The sequence below is a fragment of the Amycolatopsis azurea DSM 43854 genome, assembly GCF_001995215.1.
Taxonomy (GTDB): domain Bacteria; phylum Actinomycetota; class Actinomycetes; order Mycobacteriales; family Pseudonocardiaceae; genus Amycolatopsis; species Amycolatopsis azurea.
Window position 1 is genome coordinate 116,575 of the sequence record NZ_MUXN01000015.1, and the last position, 17,018, is coordinate 133,592.

General features: G+C 71.0%; 16 protein-coding genes. 8 read left to right on the top strand and 8 right to left on the bottom strand.

Annotated elements, in window-relative coordinates; translation table 11 throughout:
* Positions 1 to 921, bottom strand: a complete 921-nt coding sequence (locus B0293_RS20560; protein WP_005149919.1) for an oxygenase MpaB family protein — start codon at positions 919 to 921, stop codon at positions 1 to 3.
* A 90-nt stretch (positions 922 to 1,011) separates the two neighbouring features.
* Here B0293_RS20560 and B0293_RS20565 point away from each other — a divergent pair, with 90 nt between their 5' ends.
* The gene (locus B0293_RS20565) at positions 1,012 to 1,605 is read left to right on the top strand and encodes a TetR/AcrR family transcriptional regulator (protein ID WP_005149914.1); all 594 of its coding nucleotides are present in this window, start codon (positions 1,012 to 1,014) and stop codon (positions 1,603 to 1,605) included.
* Here the strand turns inward: B0293_RS20565 and dmpG are convergent.
* Entirely contained in the window at positions 1,596 to 2,630 is a 1,035-nt protein-coding gene (gene dmpG / locus B0293_RS20570) for a 4-hydroxy-2-oxovalerate aldolase (protein ID WP_005149912.1), read from the bottom strand. The genes B0293_RS20565 and dmpG overlap by 10 nt on opposite strands.
* The gene (locus B0293_RS20575) at positions 2,627 to 3,529 is read right to left on the bottom strand and encodes an acetaldehyde dehydrogenase (acetylating) (protein ID WP_005149910.1); all 903 of its coding nucleotides are present in this window, start codon (positions 3,527 to 3,529) and stop codon (positions 2,627 to 2,629) included. The genes dmpG and B0293_RS20575 overlap by 4 nt, the downstream gene beginning before the upstream one ends.
* A gap of 41 nt (positions 3,530 to 3,570) precedes the next feature.
* On the opposite strand from B0293_RS20575, the gene B0293_RS20580 reads away from it, so the two are divergent.
* From B0293_RS20580 to B0293_RS20595, 4 genes are all read left to right on the top strand, one after another.
* On the top strand, positions 3,571 to 4,338 hold the full coding sequence (locus tag B0293_RS20580; protein WP_039915039.1) for an IclR family transcriptional regulator: 768 nt from the start codon (positions 3,571 to 3,573) through the stop codon (positions 4,336 to 4,338).
* Positions 4,339 to 4,449: 111 nt separating this feature from the next.
* Positions 4,450 to 6,234, top strand: a complete 1,785-nt coding sequence (locus tag B0293_RS20585) for an ArnT family glycosyltransferase (RefSeq protein WP_005149906.1) — start codon at positions 4,450 to 4,452, stop codon at positions 6,232 to 6,234.
* Positions 6,235 to 6,259: 25 nt separating this feature from the next.
* Complete coding sequence (locus tag B0293_RS20590; protein ID WP_005149897.1) at positions 6,260 to 7,093, top strand: DUF4397 domain-containing protein; 834 nt, start codon at positions 6,260 to 6,262, stop codon at positions 7,091 to 7,093.
* A complete protein-coding gene (locus B0293_RS20595) occupies positions 7,083 to 7,670 on the top strand; it encodes a class F sortase (protein ID WP_005149895.1) in 588 nt (195 codons plus the stop codon). The genes B0293_RS20590 and B0293_RS20595 overlap by 11 nt, the downstream gene beginning before the upstream one ends.
* Here the strand turns inward: B0293_RS20595 and B0293_RS20600 are convergent.
* From B0293_RS20600 to B0293_RS20610, 3 genes are all read right to left on the bottom strand, one after another.
* Positions 7,653 to 8,762, bottom strand: a complete 1,110-nt coding sequence (locus B0293_RS20600; RefSeq protein WP_005149891.1) for an LLM class flavin-dependent oxidoreductase — start codon at positions 8,760 to 8,762, stop codon at positions 7,653 to 7,655. The genes B0293_RS20595 and B0293_RS20600 overlap by 18 nt on opposite strands.
* 430 nt (positions 8,763 to 9,192) lie before the next feature.
* Positions 9,193 to 9,903, bottom strand: a complete 711-nt coding sequence (locus B0293_RS20605) for an MBL fold metallo-hydrolase (RefSeq protein ID WP_005149888.1) — start codon at positions 9,901 to 9,903, stop codon at positions 9,193 to 9,195.
* A 17-nt stretch (positions 9,904 to 9,920) separates the two neighbouring features.
* Positions 9,921 to 10,445: a DinB family protein gene (locus tag B0293_RS20610; protein ID WP_005149886.1), complete on the bottom strand. Its 525-nt coding sequence runs from the start codon at positions 10,443 to 10,445 to the stop codon at positions 9,921 to 9,923.
* A 41-nt stretch (positions 10,446 to 10,486) separates the two neighbouring features.
* On the opposite strand from B0293_RS20610, the gene B0293_RS20615 reads away from it, so the two are divergent.
* A complete protein-coding gene (locus B0293_RS20615; RefSeq protein WP_005149880.1) occupies positions 10,487 to 11,338 on the top strand; it encodes a DMT family transporter in 852 nt (283 codons plus the stop codon).
* Here the strand turns inward: B0293_RS20615 and B0293_RS20620 are convergent.
* Positions 11,319 to 12,356, bottom strand: coding sequence for a FecCD family ABC transporter permease (locus B0293_RS20620; RefSeq protein ID WP_005149879.1), 1,038 nt, complete (start codon positions 12,354 to 12,356; stop codon positions 11,319 to 11,321). The two genes, B0293_RS20615 and B0293_RS20620, sit on opposite strands and share 20 nt — an antisense overlap.
* Before the next feature lie 20 nt (positions 12,357 to 12,376).
* Positions 12,377 to 13,417, bottom strand: a complete 1,041-nt coding sequence (locus tag B0293_RS20625; RefSeq protein WP_005149878.1) for a FecCD family ABC transporter permease — start codon at positions 13,415 to 13,417, stop codon at positions 12,377 to 12,379.
* A 91-nt stretch (positions 13,418 to 13,508) separates the two neighbouring features.
* On the opposite strand from B0293_RS20625, the gene B0293_RS20630 reads away from it, so the two are divergent.
* Both B0293_RS20630 and B0293_RS20635 read left to right on the top strand, forming a co-directional pair.
* A complete protein-coding gene (locus B0293_RS20630; RefSeq protein WP_005149877.1) occupies positions 13,509 to 15,185 on the top strand; it encodes an ABC transporter ATP-binding protein in 1,677 nt (558 codons plus the stop codon).
* On the top strand, positions 15,182 to 16,939 hold the full coding sequence (locus B0293_RS20635; protein ID WP_005149873.1) for an ABC transporter ATP-binding protein: 1,758 nt from the start codon (positions 15,182 to 15,184) through the stop codon (positions 16,937 to 16,939). Before B0293_RS20630 ends, B0293_RS20635 begins: the two co-directional genes overlap by 4 nt.
* The last annotated feature ends 79 nt before the right edge of the window (positions 16,940 to 17,018 follow it).

The window sequence follows — 17,018 nt, forward strand, 5'->3', positions numbered from 1 at the left end:
TCAGACGTTCGGTGAGTAGTGCTCCGGTTTGCCCCGCTCCGAAAGCGGCGGAAGGTTCCTCGCGGGAGTCTCGACCAACGGCGCGTCCGCGGCCAGTTCGCCACGTTCGCGACGCCAGCCCGCCCTGGCGCGAGGGTGGTAACGACGGTCTCGCGGGATCAGCTTGAACGCCGCGTTGATCAGCTTCCCGGCCCTCCGGTGCCGTCGTTCGTCGCGCTCGGTCCAGGTGTAGCCGAGCCGTTCGCGGATCGGCGGGTCGTACAGCCCGACGGTCAGCCAGACGAAGTTCCGCGCCACCTGCCCGCGCACGAGGTTCCACGCGAAGTCCGGCAGCCACGGCAGGAAGTGCGGCTTCGCGATGTCCTTGATCTCCAGCACGTCGCGCGTGGCCTTGTTGTCCTCCAGGACGTCCTCGCACATGCGCTTCCAGTACAGCTGGAAGTCCTCCCACGACTCCGGCACAGGGCGCATGCTCATGCCGTACATCTCGTACCACTGCACGTGCTCGTCGAACAGCTTCCGCTTCTCAGCCTCGCCGATGCCGCCGACGAAGTTGTCGGCGATGAGGATGGCGCTCATGAAGAACGTCGAGTGCGCCCAGTAGAAGGTGTCCGGGTTGAGCGCGTGATAGCGCCGCCCGTGTTTGTCGACGCCCTTGATCCGATCGTGGTAGCCGCGCACCTCCGACGCCGTCTGCCGGGCACGCGGGCCGTCGTAGATGACTCCCCCGATCGGGTACAGCGAGCGGAACAGCCGCTGCCAGCGCTCCTCGAAGAACCGCGAGTGCTCCTCGACGCCCGCGCCCAGCTCGGGGTGCATGTTCTGCATGGAGCCGGCCCAGAGGGCGATGAGCAGCCCTCGCCAATCGCCGAAGTACTTCCAGGTCAGCGAATCCGGTCCCAGCGGCCGCGGCTGTGTCATCCCCGGTCTCCTCAATGAGCTGGTTAAATTGACCACAACTGTTGTCAGGTTAAAGTTGACAACAGCCGCAGTCAACAAGAGGAGCCGATCATGGCCGGCCGGAGCTGGGCAGGCACGACCCTGGACGACCGCAAGGCCGCGCGGCGGGAACAGCTCGTCGAGGCGGGACTCGACCTGCTGGGCACCCAGGGCAGCGCCGGGGTGAGCGTCCGCGCGGTGTGCCGTCACGCCAAGCTGACGGAGCGGTACTTCTACGAGAGTTTCACCGACCGCGAGGAACTGGTCGTCGCGGTCTACGAACACATCGGCGAACAGGCCCGGCAGGCGCTGGTCGACGCCGTCAGCGACACGGCCGAACCCGCCGAACGGGCGAAGGCGGCCGTGCGCGCGTTCGTCGAGTTGATGCTCGACGATCCGCGTAAAGGCCGTGTGCTGCTGCTCGCGCCGATCACCGATCCCGCGCTGACCACCCGCGGGATCGCGCTCCTCCCCTCCTTCGCCGAACTGGTCAGCGGGCAGCTGTCCCACGGCGACGCGGCGGAACGGCAGATGACGTCGATCGGGCTGGTCGGCGCGCTGAGCAACGTGTTCATCGCCTACCTCGACGGCTCGCTCAAGGTGAGCCGCGACCGCCTGATCGACCACTGCGTCCGCCTCGTGCTCGGCGCCGACCGTCAGCCCTGATCCCGTTCGGCGACCAGTTGCAGGGCGATGTCGATGATCATGTCCTCCTGCCCGCCGACGTACTTCGCGGCGCCGACGCGGTAGAGGATTTCGTGCGCCGGGACGTCGTAGCGTTCGGCAGCGCGCTCCGCGTGCAGCAGGAAACTCGAGTACACGCCCGCGAAACCCTGCACGATCGACGACCGGTCCATCACCGGCAGCCGCGTGATGTAGGGCTTCACGACGTTCTCGGCCGCGTCCATCAGGACGTCCTTGTCCACGCCGGTGCGGATCCCGAGCCGTTCGAACGTCGCCGCGAGGACCTCGGTCGGCGAGTTCCCCGCGCCGGCGCCGAGCGCCACCAGCGAACCGTCGATCTGCCGGGCGCCTGCCCGGTAGGCGACCACCGAGTTGGCGACGCCGAAGCTCAGGTTCTGGTGCCCGTGGTAACCGACCTGCGCCTCGTCCCCGAATTCCGCCACGAGTGCGGCGACACGTTCGCCCGCGTCCTCCAGGATCAGCGCCCCGGCCGAGTCGACGACGTACACGCACTGGCAGCCGGCGTCGACCATGATCCGGCCCTGCTTCGCCAGCGCCTCCGGCGTCGACATGTGGGACAGCATCAGGAAACCGACCGTCTCCAGCCCGAGCTCCCGCGCCGCGCCGAAGTGCTGGACGGAGACGTCGGCCTCGGTGCAGTGGGTCGCGATCCGGACCGCACCCGCGCCGAGATCGGCCGCCACCTTCAGGTCGCCGACCGTGCCGAGGCCGGGCAGGAGCAGCACCGCGATCTTCGCGCGCCGTGCCTCGTCGACCGCCGCGGCGATCAGCTTCCGCTCGTCGACCAGGGAGAACCCGTAGTTGAACGTCGAGCCGCCGAGCCCGTCGCCGTGGCTGACCTCGATCAGCGAGACGCCGCCGTCGTCCAGTGCCCGGACGGTGTCACGGACGTTCTTCTCGGTGAACTGGTGCGCCATCGCGTGGCTGCCGTCGCGCAGGCTGGTGTCGACCAGCCGGACCTCACGGTCGATCTCGTCCCACTTCACGCCGCCACCTCCTGGGTCGCCAGCAGCTCGCCGACACGGGCGGCCGCGGCCGTCATGATGTCGAGGTTCCCGGCGTACTTCGGCAGGAAGTCCCCGTTCCCGGCGACCTCCAGGAACACCGCGACCCGCGCCTGCCCGCTCCAGCCCGGCCGGGGCGGGTCGTACTGCGGATCTGCTTTGAGCGTGTAGCCCGGCACGTAACCCTGGACGGTCTCGACCATCCGGTGGATGGATTCGGTCACCGCGCCGAAGTCCGCGTCCGGGTCGATCGCGCAGAACACCGTGTCGCGCATGATCATCGGCGGTTCCACGGGGTTGATGATGATGATCGCCTTGCCGCGGCTCGCTCCCCCGACGAGCTCGATCCCGCGCGCCGTGGTCGCGGTGAACTCGTCGATGTTCGCCCGGGTGCCCGGCCCCGCCGAGCGCGAGGAGACGGACGCGACGATCTCGGCATAGGGCACCGGCGTCACGCGGGACACCGCTTGCACGATCGGGATGGTGGCCTGGCCACCGCAGGTGATGAGGTTGACGTTCGGCACGTCCAGCCGTTCCGGCAGGCCCACGGCGGGGCAGGTGAACGGGCCGACGGCGGCCGGGGTCAGGTCGATCGCGCGGATCCCCGCGGCGGCGTAGCGCGGCGCGTTCGCCAGATGCGCCTTCGCCGAGGTCGCTTCGAAGACCAGGTCCGGCAGCTCGTCGCGGGACAGCAGCCAGTCGACGCCGCCGGCGGAGGTCTCCAATCCCAGCTCGGCCGCCTTGGCCAGCCCGTCCGACTCGGGGTCCACGCCGACCATGTACCGCACCTCGACGTGCTCGCTGCGCCTCAGCTTCGCGAGCAGGTCGGTGCCGATGTTCCCGGGACCGACGATCGCGGCCACCGCTTTCCGTTGCGCCATGTCAGGTGACGCTCCCCGAGCGGATAGGGCACACTCAACCCATGCGTGCCGCTGGGCGGAACGACGACCCGGAACGAACCGGAGCGGACGGCCTCGTGGCCGCCCGTGTCACCGCGCTGCTCTCCGCCTTCCGTCCCGGCGACGACGCCCTCGGCGTTTCCGAGCTCGCGCGGCGGACCGGACTGGCGAAGTCGACCGTCCACCGGCTCACCGGGCACCTCGTCGCGACCGGACTCCTCGAACGCGAGGGCGCGGCGCTGCGGCTCGGGCTGAAACTGTTCGAGATCGGCCAGCTGGCGGTACGGCGCCGCGGACTGGTCGAGGCCGCGCGTCCGTATCTCGCCGATCTCCGCGAGGCGACCCGGAACACCGTGCATCTCGCGGTACTGGAAGGCACCGAGGTCGTCTATCTCGACATTCTGCGGGGACCCGACGCGCCGTCCTTGCCGTCCCGGATCGGTGGCCGTTTTCCCGCGCACGCCACCGGCGTCGGAAAGGCCATTCTCGCGTTTTCGCCGGAATCCGTGGTGACCCAGGTGATCGACGCGGGATTGCCGAGGGTCAGCGTCCGGACGATCACCGCCGCCGGCCTGTTGCGCCGTCAGCTCGCGAAGGTCCGCGACGAAGGAATCGCCTTGGAGCGGGAAGAATCCGGTGTCGGCGTCGTCTGCGCCGCGAGCCCTTTGCTGGACTCGCAGGGTGTCGCGGTGGCGGCCTTGTCGATCTCCGGCTGGGCGAATCGCATGCACACCAATCGGGTCGCGCCCGCCGTCCGCACTGCCGCCCTCGCGCTTTCTCGCACTTTGTAAAAGATTCTCTGCCAATTTTTCGCGCGATCGGAAAACAAGGTTTCACAAGATCAACGGAATGTCGTCAATTCGGCCGTGGCCACAGCGAATTTCCGGGGCTACGCTTCGTCCGTGGTCCCCGTCGATGTCAACGGCCGTCGCTTGGTCGGGGCGGCCGCCATCCGTCTGCTGTCGATCGACGTCGTCCTCACGCTCCTCGTGATCACGGGCGGCGCGCGCGTGCTCCACCTGGCCTCGACGACGCCGTCTCCCGCCACCGAACCGGCGACGGTCGCGCACGTCTTCGCCTTGAGCCACCTCACTTCCTTCACCGACACCGGGGTCACCGGGACGTCGCCGTTCGGCTGGGCGCAGCTCGCCTGGTACGCGCTGATCTCGCGGGCGTTCGACCGGACCACCGTCCCGGTCACGGCGGTCCGCGAAACGATGGTGATCACGGCGGTGCTGTGCGCGGTGCTGCTGTGGCTCCTCGCGCGACGGCTGGGTCTGCCGTTCTGGGCGGCGACCATGGCCGTCGTGCTGATGGCGGTGTCGCCGCTCGCGATCGGGATGCAGCGGGTGGTGCTCGTCGAACATCTCGCGGTCACCTGGATCCTCGCCGCGTTCGTCCTCGCCGCGACACCTCGCGAGCGGGCACGGCCGTGGCACGACGTCCTCGCGGCGTCCTGCCTTCTCGCGGCCGTCCTCACGTCACCTTTCGCCTTGCTCGCGCTGCCCGCGGCGGGCTGGCTGCTCGTCCGGCGGAGGGAGGCGTCCCGCGTCGCGTTCACCGCCGTGGTGTTCACGCTCGGCCTCGGGATCGCGTTCGGCCCCGCCGGGCCCGCGCTGCGTCCGGAGCTTCCCGAACCGGGGCCGCCGGGCATCGCCGGCTGGGTCGCGCTGGATCCCGTGTTCGTCGTGCTGTCGATGGTCGCGATCGTCGCCGGGATGGTCCTGCCCCGGACGCGCCCACTCGCCGTGTCGGCGCTGCTGCTCGCCGCGGTCCTCGCCTTCCCGGCGATCCCCGTCGAACTGCCGCTCGCACTGCTGATCCCACTGACGCCGCTGCTCGTCGCCGAAGTCGCGGCCACGATCGCGGCGGGCAGGCCACCCGCCGGGCATCGCCCGGTGCCGACGCGCCGTCCCGTTCCGGCCGTCGTGCTGGCGACGGTGCTGACGTTCGTCTCCGTGGCGGGCTGGGCGCACGGTTTCGCCAGGCTGGACCAGTCCGGCGACCCGGCGCTCACCCAAGCGCGAGAGTGGTTGCAGGACAACGCTTCCGGTGCCGTCGTCCTGGTCGACGACGCGAGCTGGACCGAACTCGCCGCGGACAGGTGGCCGACCGGTTCGCTGATCCCGATCGGCTCGTGCGCGGTCACCTGCGCCACCCCGGAATGGGCCGTGCTGACCGCTTCCGGGCAGCGCGAGGGGTCCCGTTTCCCCGCCGCGGCGGCGGTTCTCGCCGGGTCCACGAAGGTCGCGGTCTTCGGCGCCGTCACGGTTTCGCGGTTCGGCGAGCCCTCGGACTTCCCCGGCGCGACCGAGGAATCCGGAGCGCGTTCCCGCGCCGGTGCGGCATTGGCGGCGTCGGAACGAATCCGGTGCGAAGGCCGTACCCGCGACGCGTTGACCGCCGGCAGGGTCGACCCCCGGCTGATCGCCACCGTCGCCGCGCTCGCCACCCTCCATCCGCTCCGGCTGGTCGATTTTCCCGCCATGCCGGGCGAAGCGGCCGCCGATCAGCCACTGCGCCGACTGGTCGTCTCCGGTAACGACGAGGCCGCCATCGCCGACTTCTTCACCGGTCAGCGCGCCACGTTCCAGCCCGCGTCCGTCACCCGGGTGCGGGGCGGAGTGCTCGTGACGTACCCGTTGTTCCCCCCGTCCGGACTGCTCACGCCGTTCTCGTCACCTTGACCCCCCGGCAAAGAAAGGTCCCGCAATGCGTCTCCTCACGGCCCTGCTGAGACCCGCCGTCGCGCTCGCCGCCGCCTTGGTGCTGCTGGGTGGTTCGCCGCTCGCCGCCCACGCGGCGCCCGGCCCCGGCGTCGGCTGGATCCGCGTCGGGCACTTCTCACCCAAGGTTCCGCCGGTCGACATCTACTTCGCCGCTTTCGGCAAGCCCGAGAAGGTCGTCATCCGCAAGGCCGGCTACGGCGCGGTGACCCCGTACTCCTCGGTGGCTCCCGGCGCGTACACCGTTTCGATGCGCCCCGCGGACGCCGCCGCGTCCTCACCGCCCGCGCTGAGCGCGACGATCGAGCTCAAGGAGGCGAGCGCGTATTCCCTGCTGGTGTTCGCGAACGGGCCCGGTGGGGGCTTGCAGGGCAGCCTGGTCCAGGACGATCTGAGCGCGCCCGCGGCCGGGAACGGACGGGTGCGCGTCGTCCAGGGTTCGGCCGCCCTGACCCCGGTGAGCGTCGCCGGACAGGACGGGAAATCCGTGGTGAACGGCGCGGCGTACGGCTCAACGACGCCGTACACCGAGCTTCCCGAAGGACGCTGGCCGCTGAAGCTGACCTCGGGCGGCACGACCTCGGAGTCCACAGTGGACGTCAAGGCCGGGTCGACGACCAGCCTCCTGGTGACCGAGAACGGCACCGGATTGAAGACCGAGGCGATCGCCGACGGCGCCACCCTGCCGGACCCGCCGAAACTCGGCGTCGAGACCGGTGGCGGCGGGACCGCCCCGGAGTCCGTGCCGTGGTGGCTTTTCGTACTCCCGGTCGCGCTCGCGCTGCTGGTGTTCCGGCGGCGCCCGGCCCATGATCGCTGAGCGCGTCGGCATCGTCCTTTTCGGACTCTTGACACTCGCCGCCTGCGCACCCGCCCCGGCTCCTCCGGTCCCGGCGGGAGCGGCCGCGCCGACCGTGTCCGGCCCGCTTCCGCTTCCCGCCAGGGCGAAGGTGTCGCCGGTCCGTCTGACGATCCCGGCGATCGGTCTCGACCAGGCGGGGCTGGTCCCGCTCGCGCTCGGCGCCGCGGGCGAACTCCAGGCGCCCGTCCGGTTCTCCGACGTCGGCTGGTACGAGGGCGGTCCGGTGCCGGGCGACCCCGGCCCCGCCGTCCTCGCCGCGCACGTGGACTCGCGTTCGGGACCGGCGCCGTTCTTCCGGCTGCGAGACCTGCGGTCCGGCGACGAGGTACGGGTCGCGCGGTCCGACGGCGCCGACGTCGTGTTCCGCGTCGACTCCGTCCAGCGTTACCCGAAGAACGAATTCCCGACGCAGGCCGTCTACGGACCGGCGCCGGGAAGTGCGCTTCGGCTGATCACCTGCGGAGGAAGCTTCGACACGGCGAAACGGTCCTATCGGGACAACGTCGTCGTGTACGCCTCACAACGCTGGGACTAGGCCGCGGCGGGCCAGCTCCGGCCGGACACCTTCGCCGAACCAGTACGCCTCCTCCAGATGCGGATATCCGGAGAGGACGAATTCCTCGATGCCGTGCGCGTGGTACTCCTCGATGAGATCGGCGACCTCGCGGTGGCTGCCGACCAGAGCCGTGCCGGCGCCGCCGCGCACCAGGCCGATGCCCGCCCACAGGTTCGGGTGGATCTCCAGCCCGCGGACGCCGCCGCCGGTCTTCCCGCCGTGCAGCGCCGCCATCCGCTGCTGGCCCACGGATTCACTGGCGGACAACTGTTTCTGGGTGTGGGCGATCCGCTCCGGGTCGATCGCTTCCAGCAGTTTCGCCGCCTCCGACCAGGCTTCCGCCGACGTGTCACGGGAGAGAGTGTGCAGCCGGATGCCGAAGCGGACCTTCCGGCCCTGGTCCTCGGCGAGTTCGCGGACCTTGGCGATCTTCTCGGCGACTTGCGCGGGCGGCTCGCCCCAGGTCAGGTAGACGTCGGCGTGCTTCGCCGCGATCGGCAGCGCCGCCGGGGACGAACCACCGAAGTAGATCGGCGGCACCGGGTCCGGCGCCGCGCGCGTGGTCGCTCCCTCGACCTTGAGATGCTCGCCGTCGTAGTCGAACGGCTTGCCGCTCCACACCCCGCGCACGATCTCGAGGAACTCACCGGTGCGGGCGTAGCGCTGGTCGTGGTCGTGCCAGTCGCCGAACCGGCGCTGCTCGACCGCGTCGCCACCGGTGACGACGTTGAGGAGCACGCGTCCCTGCGAAATCCGCTGGAAGGTCCCGGCCATCTGCGCGGCCAGCGTCGGCGAGACCGTCCCGGGCCGGAACGCGACCAGGAACTTGAGGCTTCTCGTCTCCCGGATCAGCGCCGCCGTCGTCAGCCAGGCGTCCTCGCACCAGGTCCCGGTCGGCGTCAGGACCCCTTCGAACCCGTTGGCCTCGGCGGCGCGGGCGACCTGGGCGAGGTAGTCGAGGCTCGGCTCACGCGCGGCGGACGCCCCGGCGGCCCGGCTCGCGTGGAAGTGCTCGACGATCGTGCGGCCGTCGCCGGTGGTGGGCAGGAACCAATGCAGCTTGAGCGTCACGGTTCCGAGCTTCGGCTTCCCGGGCGGGCCGGGTCAATCGGCGGGCTTCGCTTCCCGCGATCTGGACGCCTGCCGCATCCCTCGTCGCATTCAGTCGACTGACGGCGGGGCGTCGGGTCGCGGTGTCGTGGAGACAGGGTTGTGAAAGCCACTTTCGCAACGTTGAGGGTTGCGAAAGTGGCTTTCACAACCTCAGCCAGTTCGCCGAAACTCGCCGGTCCGAAGCTCTGGTGAGTGGCAGGGACCGTTCTCTTGAGAGGCAAGACAAAGGTGGCGTGTCTGGCTCGCCCACCTGCCGGTTTCGGGTGTTGTGAAAGCCACTTTCGCAACATCTGACGTTGTGAAAGTGGCTTTCGCAACACGCCCGAGCCTTCAACAGCCCACGAGGCCGCGAGAACCGTGCAACCGACAGGACACGCTGGTACCGGGCTCAGCCGCCGAACATCAGGCGCCACTCGTCCAGCGACTTCGGCTGGAACACGAAGTTCGTGTCCTTGACCCGCGAGAGGTTCGCCGACGGCTCGGCCGAGTACTGGTGCCCCGGGTAGACGACGGGATCCCCGTCCAGCCCGGCCAGCCATTGCAGGCTCCGGTAGATCGCTTCCACGTCACCGCCGGGGAAATCGGTCCGGCCGCAGCCTTCGAGGAACAGCGTGTCGCCCGAGACGAGCCGTCCGTCGACCAGGAAGCACTGGCTGCCGGGGGTGTGCCCCGGCGTGTGCAGCAGCCGGATCGGCACCGCGCCGACCTCGAGGACGTCGTCGTGCTCGTGCGAGCGCAGGTCGGTTCCGGAGACGCCGGTGATGCGGCGGACCCACTCCGCTTCGGCGGCGTTGACGTGGATCGGCACCTGCTCGCGCTCCAGCAGTTCCGCGATCCCCGGCAGCGAGAAGCCCATCATCTCGCCGCCGACGTGGTCCGGATGGTGGTGCGTGGCGAGGACACCGGTCAGCCGCATGCCGTCGGCTTCCAGCAGGTCCAGCAGATCGCCGATGGCGTACGCCGGGTCGACGACGACCGCCTCGTTCGTCTCCCTGTCGCCGATCAGATAGGCGAAGTTGACCATCTGCGTCGCGACCGGATCCCCCACCGCGAAGTCACGGCCCGCGAGCAACTGCCGGAAGTACAGCCTGTCAGCCATGCGGACACCTTACGGGCCTATTCGCCCGTGCTTCCGTCGGCCAGCTCCCGCAGGATGTCCAGATGCCCGGTGTGCCGCGCGGTCTCCTGGAGCACGTGCGCGAACACCCACCGGACGGTGAACTTCCCCGACCGGCGCGCGCGATCGTCCGGCGAGACCCCGGCCAGCGACGACTCCGACAACGCCCACTCCGCGCGGTAGGCCGCCACGACCGAACGCGGGTCGTCGTCCTCGGTCAACTCCCAGCTCGGATCCGGTGAGCCTTCCCACAGCGACGGCAGCTCGGCGCCGCCCGCTTCGATCGAGAGCCACCAGCGTTCGACCGCGGTCAGATGCTTGAGCACGCCCAGCGCGCTGGTCCGCGGGGACGCGGGCAGCGGTGTCGCGGCGGCCTGCTCCCTGGTCAGCCCGGCGACCTTGTTGACCGCGGTCGCGCGGAGGAAGCGCAGGAAGTCCCACTGGATCCCGGCTTCGTCCTCGGCGATCCCGTCCGGCCAGGCCCGGTCGACCGGCTCGGCGGCGCTCGAACTCGTGTTCGACATCCGGCCACTCTACACATCGGACAGGACTAGGCTGACGCTTCATGTGGTGGGGACTGATTTGCGCGCTCTTCGCGGCCTGTGCGTACGGCGTCGCTTCGGTGATGCAGGCGATAGCGGCGAAGGCGACTTCAGGCACCGAAGACCGTGTCGATCCCCGGCTTCTCGTGCGCGTGCTGCGGCAGTGGAAGTTCGTCGCGGGCCTCGCCCTGGACGTCATCGGGTTCGTCGCCCAGCTCGCCGCCCTGCGGGTGCTGCCGCTGTTCGTGGTCCAGGCGGCGCTGGCGGGGAGCCTCGCCGTCACCGCCGTCGCGGCGCGGGTGCTCGGCGTCCGGCTGGGCCGTCGCGAGTGGACGGCGGTCGCGGTCGTCTGCGCCGGGCTCGCGCTGCTCGGGATGTCGGCCGAGAGCGAGGGCTCGGACGCGACCGGGCTGGGGTTCCGCCTCGTGCTGGTCGGGTCGGTGGTCGTCCTCGGCATCGCCGGGATGTTCGCCGGCCGCGCGTCGCGACGGATCCGGACGCCGGCGCTGGGCCTGATCGCCGGGCTGTGCTTCGGCGTGGTCGCCCTGTCCGGCCGGGTGCTCACCAGCCTCGCCCCGCTGGACCTGCTGACCGACCCGGCCACGTACACCCTCGGCGTGGCGGGCGCGCTGGCGATGTTGTTCTACGCCACCGCGCTGCAACGCGGCAGTGTCACCACCTCGACCGCGATGATGGTGATCGGCGAGACCGTCTTCCCCTCCCTGATCGGGGTTCTCGTGCTGGGCGACACCACGCGGCCCGGGTTCGCGGTGGTGGCGGCGGTCGGTTTCGTGCTCGCGGTCTCGGCGGCGCTGGCGCTGGCCCGCTTCGGCGAGCCCGCGCCGATCGAGCCGGTCAGCGCGCCGCTCGGCTGACCCCGCGCCGGGACACCAGCAGCCAGGCCAGGTACAGCCCGCCGATGGCCCCGGTCACCAGACCGACCGGCAGGCCGGCCAGGAACTGCTGGGTGACCAGATCGCTCGTCACCAGCAGGAGCATGCCCATCAGCGCGGCCGCGGCGAGCCCGGGTCCCGAAGACCGGGTGAGCCGTTTCGCCAGCTGAGGCGCGGCGAGGGCGAGGAACGCGATCGGCCCGGCGGCCGCCGTCGCGATCGAACACAGCCCGACGCTGACACCGAGGAGCACGATCCGGCTCCGCTGGACGGGCACGCCGAGTCCCATGGCCGAGTCGTCGCCCATCTCCAGCAGGGAAAGCCTTCTGCCGTAGACGAAGGCGGGCGGGACCAGGACGGCGATGGCGATCGCGACCGGGACGACGTGCTCCCAGCCGCGCCCGTTGAGGCCGCCGACCAGCCACGCCTGCGCCGCCAGGCCGTCCTGCTGGGCGGCCCGGGTGATCAGGTAGGAGTTGAACGCGATGAGCATCGCGTTCACCCCGATCCCGACGAGGATCAGCCGGAAGGTGTGCACGCCGCCCTTGAACGCGAGCAGCGCGATCAGCGCCGCGGTCGCGACGCCGCCGACGAGCGCGCCGAACGAGACCTGGAGCATCCCGCCGTGCACCACGATGATCGTCAGCAGCGCGCCGGCGGCCGCGCCTTCGGTGAAGCCGATGAAGTCGGGGCTGCCCAAGGGGTTCCCGGACAGGCTTTGCAGGATCGCGCCGCTGACCGCGAGCGCGCCGCCGACCAGCAGCGCGGTCAGCAGCCGCGGCAGCCGCAGCGTGGTCACGATGAACTCGGTGGCGCGGTCGCCGAAGCCGAACAGCGTCTGGATGACTTCACCGACGCTCAGCGGGTAGTCGCCGGTGGTCATGCTGACCGCGCCGACGAAGAACACGGCCACGGCCAGCAGTACGACGACGATCGCCGCCCGCGGCGTGACGCGCAGCGACAGCCCCCCGCCCGGGGTGCGCAGGACGCGGGTGGTCATCGGCGGGCGCTCCTTCGTTGTCACAGCCGGGCCAGCTTCCTGCGCCGGCACAACGCGATGAACACCGGTGCCCCGAGGAACGCGACGACGATGCCCGCCTGCAGTTCCTCCGGCGGGTTCAGCACACGGCCGACGATGTCGGCGCCGATCAGCGCGATCGGCGCGAGCAGCATCGAGTACGGCAGGACCCAGCGCTGATCCGGGCCGACCAGCATGCGCGCGGCGTGCGGCACGGCGAGCCCGAGGAACAGGACCGGTCCGATCGCCGCGGTCCCCGCGCCGCAGAGCAGCATCACGACGATCGCGCCGAACACGCGGGTGCGACCCACGTGGGCGCCGAGCGCCTTGCCGGTCTGGTCGCCGAGCGCGAGGACGTTGAGCGGCCGGGCGAGCAGCAGCGCGATGATCACGCCGATCGCCACGAACGGCGAGATCTGCCAGAACACGTCCCATTTCCGGCCGCTGAGCGAGCCGACGTTCCAGAACCGGAACTGGTTGAACGTCTCGGGCATCAGCAGCAGCACACCGACGATGTACGCCTGAAGGACCGCCATGACGGCCGAACCGGCGAGCACGAGGCGGTCCGGCGTGGCACTGCGGCCCGCCGAGCCGAGGACGTACACCACGACCGAGGCGATCGCCGCTCCGGCGAAGGCGAACCAGATGTAGCCGAGCACGCTCGTGACACCGGCGAACGCGATCCCCGAGACGACCGCGGCCGCGGCGCCGGTGTTGACCCCGAGCAGACCGGGATCGGCGAGCGGGTTCCGGGTCAGGGCCTGCATCACCGCGCCCGCGAGGCCGAGCGCCGCGCCGACGACGAGACCGAGCAGGGTCCGCGGGATGCGGAGGTCGTGGATGATCACCGCGTCGGTCGAGCCGTCGTTGTGCCACAGCACCGACCAGGTCGAGGTGAACGGGATGCTCTTGGACCCCACCCAGATGCTGAGCAGGAACACGAGCGCCAGCAGGGCGAGCCCGAGCACCAGACCGCCGGCGCGGAACGTCCGTGCCGCCGTGCTCGGCGGGGACGTCGCGGGCGCGCGTTCGGTGACGACCACGGGACCCTCCTCACTGATGAGGCGCCGGAGTTCACCTCAACGAGGTATCAACTTAGACTAGCCTTACCTACCCCGAAGAACGGAGGCGCCGGTGCCCGCAACGGCCACCACCAGCCGGAGCGTCCTGCGCCAGGCGATCTCCGGACAGCGACGCCGTGTCACGCTCGCGTCCGTGCTCGCCGCCGGGCATCAGGGCGGCGAAGCACTCGTACCGGTGATCATCGGCGTGGTCATCGACCAGGCCGTCGACGGCGGTTCGGCGGGCACGCTCGTGTTCTGGCTCGCCGTGCTCGGCGTGGTCTTCGCCGGACTGTCCTACAGCTACCGGTTCGCCGCGCGCGCGGCGGAAGGCGCCTCGCTCCGGGCGGCGCACGACCTGCGCATCGCGATCAGCAGGCGCGTCCTGCATCCCGGTGGCGGCGCCGAAAGCGGCAAGCTGGCGGGTGAGCTGGTCAACATCGGCACCAGCGACGCCCAGCGGGTCGGGGTCGTGAACGCGGCACTGCCGTTCGGGATCGCCGCCCTCGCCGGGGTCCTGGTCAGCGCCGTCGCCCTGCTGCGCATCTCGCTGCCGCTGGGTCTCCTCGTCCTGCTGGGGACACCGCCGCTGCTGTACCTGGCGCACCTCATCGGCAAACCGCTGGAACGCCGCAGCGAGGCCGAACAGGAGCGTTCCGCGCACGCCTCGGGCGTCGCCACGGATCTGGTCTCCGGCCTGCGGGTGCTCAAGGGCATCGGCGCCGAACCGGCCGCGGTCGCGCGGTATCGCGACACCAGCCAGAACTCGCTCAAGGCCACCTTGCGCGCCGCGCGGGCCAAGGCCTGGCACGACGGCGCGGTACTCGCGCTGACCGGCGTCTTCATCGCGATCGTCGCCCTCGTCGGCGGAAACCTCGCGTCGTCCGGATCGATCAGCGTCGGCGACCTCGTCGCGGCCGTGGGGCTCGCGCAGTTCCTGCTCACCCCGTTCCTGATCTTCGCGTGGGTCAACGGCCAGCTGGCGCAGGGCCGCGCGTCGGCGTCCCGGGTCGCCGGCCTGCTGACCACGCCGGCGGCGGTCGAACCGGGCGACGGCGAACTCCCCTCCCCCTCGACCGGGACCGTCCGGCTGACCGAGGTCTCCTACGGCAGCCTCCGCGGTGTCGACCTCGAAATCCCCGCCGGGCAGCTGATCGGCGTCGTCGCCGCTGATCCCGTCGCCGCGACCGATCTGCTCGACTGCCTCGGCCGCGCGGGCGACCCGACCGCGGGCACCGTCCACGTCGACGGCGTCGATCTGTCCACTGTGGACCCCGATCGAGTGCGGGAGGTCGTCCTGATCGCCGCGCACGACGCGGATCTGTTCGAAGGCACGCTGGCCGAAAACGTGGGGACCGACCCGGACGAGGCGTTGGCCGCGTCCGCGGCGGACGAGGTGGCGGCGGCGCTGCCGGACGGCACCGCGACCACGGTCACCGAACGCGGACGCTCACTCTCGGGCGGCCAGCGGCAACGCGTCGCCCTCGCCCGAGCGCTCGCCGCCGACGCGCCGGTGCTCGTCGTCCACGACCCGACGACGGCGGTGGACACCGTGACCGAGGCGAAGATCGCCACCGGGCTCGCCCGGCTACGACGAGGACGGACCACGATCCTGGTGACCACGAGTCCCGCACTGCTCGCCGTGACCGATCGCGTCGTCGTCCTCGACGGCGGCCGGGTCACCGGCGAGGGCGGCCACGCCGAACTCGCCCGCGACCGCGCCGACTACCGCGCGGCGGTGCTGTCATGACCCGCGAACTCCTCCCCACCGCCGACGGCAAGCGGATCCGCGCCGTTCTCGGCGAACTGGTCCGCACGTCGAAGGCCCGCGCCGCGGGCGCGCTCTTGATGCTCGTCTGCGCGACCGCGATCGGCCTGCTCACCGCCCGCCTGCTGGGCCACATCGTCGATCTCGTCATCGAGAAACGGCCCGCGACCGAGCTGACCACCCCGGTGGTGGGGCTGGTCCTGGTCGCCGTCGCGCAGGCGATCGCGACGGCGCTCGGTGTCTCGCTGACCGCGAAACTCGGCGAAACGCTGCTCGCGGAACTGCGCGAACGGTTCGTCGACAGGGCACTCGGCCTGCCGCTGGAGCAGGTCGAACGCGCGGGCTCCGGCGACCTGACCGCCCGGGTCACCAACGACGTCACGGTGGTCGCGAGGGCGGTCCGCGAGGCGTTGCCCGAACTGGGCCGCTCGGTGCTCACCATCGTGCTGACCCTCGGCGCCCTCGCCGTCCTCGACTGGCGATTCCTCCTGGCCGCGCTGCTCGCGACGCCGATCCAGCTGCACACCGTGCGCTGGTACGTCCGCAACGCCGTGCCGTTGTACGCGAAGCAGCGGATCGCGACGGGTTCGCAGCAGCAGCAGCTGCTCGACACGATCGGCGGCGCGAAGACCGTCCGCGCGTTCCGGCTCGCCGACGCCCACGTGGAACGGGTCCGGCAGCGGTCCGAGGGCGCGATGGACCTGATGCTGCGCGGGGTCAGGCTGATGACGAAGTTCTTCGCCCGGCTCAACCTCGCCGAGTTCGTCGGTCTCTCGGCCGTCCTCGCGGCCGGTTTCCTGCTGGTGGGCGCCGACGCGGTGACCGTCGGCGCGGCGACGGCCGCGGCGCTGTACTTCCACAGTCTGTTCGGCCCGATCAACACCGCGCTGGCACTGGTGGACGACGCGCAGGCGGCCGCCGCGAGCCTCGCCCGGCTGATCGGTGTCGCCGACCTGCCCGCGCCGCGCGAACCGGAACTGCCCGCGAAACCCCTTGACGCCTCGGTGAAAGCGGCCGGGATCTCCCATTCCTATGTGGACGGTCACCCGGTATTGCGCGACGTCGACCTGAGCCTCGCCCCCGGCGAGCGGGTCGCGCTGGTCGGCGCGAGCGGCGCCGGGAAGACGACGCTGGCCAAGCTCATCGCCGGGATCCACACCCCGGGCTCGGGCACGATCTCCGTCGGCGGGGTGCCGCTCGACGAACTCGGGCCGTCCGCCACCCGGCAGGCGGTCGCGCTGATCAGCCAGGAGGTGCACGTCTTCGCCGGTTCGCTGGCGGACGACCTGCGGCTCGCCCGGCCCGGCGCGTCCGACGCGGAACTGCTGGCGGCGCTGGAGAAAGTAGGCGCGCGCGGCTGGGCGGAGGCGCTGGGAGAAGGTCTCGCGACCGTCGTCGGCGAAGGCGGGCATCAGCTGACCGTCACCCAGTCCCAGCAGCTGGCGCTGGCCAGGCTGGTGCTGGCGGATCCGCCGATCGCGATCCTCGACGAGGCCACCGCCGAAGCCGGGAGCGCGGGCGCGAAGACCCTCGAAGCCGCCGCGGCCGCCGCGCTCGAAGGCCGGACCGGTCTCGTCGTCGCGCACCGGCTGACACAGGCGGCGGCGTCGGACCGCGTCGTCGTGCTCGACGCCGGTGCGGTCGTCGAAAGCGGGACACACGACGAACTCGTGGCCTCCGGCGGTCAATACGCAACGCTGTGGGCGGCCTGGTCGGACAACCGTTCACGGACGTGACCCGGGACGCAGCGTCACCGGTTGCAATCGGCCGGTCGGCGTCTTAGGTTAGCCAAACCTGATTCTCGATTAATCCGGC

Coding starts and splice junctions, on each gene's coding strand:
- B0293_RS20560 (WP_005149919.1), bottom strand. CDS start 921: ATGACACAGCCGCGGCCGCTGGGACCGGATTCGCTGACCTGGAAGTAC.
- B0293_RS20565 (WP_005149914.1), top strand. CDS start 1,012: ATGGCCGGCCGGAGCTGGGCAGGCACGACCCTGGACGACCGCAAGGCC.
- B0293_RS20575 (WP_005149910.1), bottom strand. CDS start 3,529: ATGGCGCAACGGAAAGCGGTGGCCGCGATCGTCGGTCCCGGGAACATC.
- B0293_RS20580 (WP_039915039.1), top strand. CDS start 3,571: ATGCGTGCCGCTGGGCGGAACGACGACCCGGAACGAACCGGAGCGGAC.
- B0293_RS20590 (WP_005149897.1), top strand. CDS start 6,260: ATGCGTCTCCTCACGGCCCTGCTGAGACCCGCCGTCGCGCTCGCCGCC.
- B0293_RS20595 (WP_005149895.1), top strand. CDS start 7,083: ATGATCGCTGAGCGCGTCGGCATCGTCCTTTTCGGACTCTTGACACTC.
- B0293_RS20605 (WP_005149888.1), bottom strand. CDS start 9,903: ATGGCTGACAGGCTGTACTTCCGGCAGTTGCTCGCGGGCCGTGACTTC.
- B0293_RS20610 (WP_005149886.1), bottom strand. CDS start 10,445: ATGTCGAACACGAGTTCGAGCGCCGCCGAGCCGGTCGACCGGGCCTGG.
- B0293_RS20615 (WP_005149880.1), top strand. CDS start 10,487: ATGTGGTGGGGACTGATTTGCGCGCTCTTCGCGGCCTGTGCGTACGGC.
- B0293_RS20620 (WP_005149879.1), bottom strand. CDS start 12,356: ATGACCACCCGCGTCCTGCGCACCCCGGGCGGGGGGCTGTCGCTGCGC.
- B0293_RS20635 (WP_005149873.1), top strand. CDS start 15,182: ATGACCCGCGAACTCCTCCCCACCGCCGACGGCAAGCGGATCCGCGCC.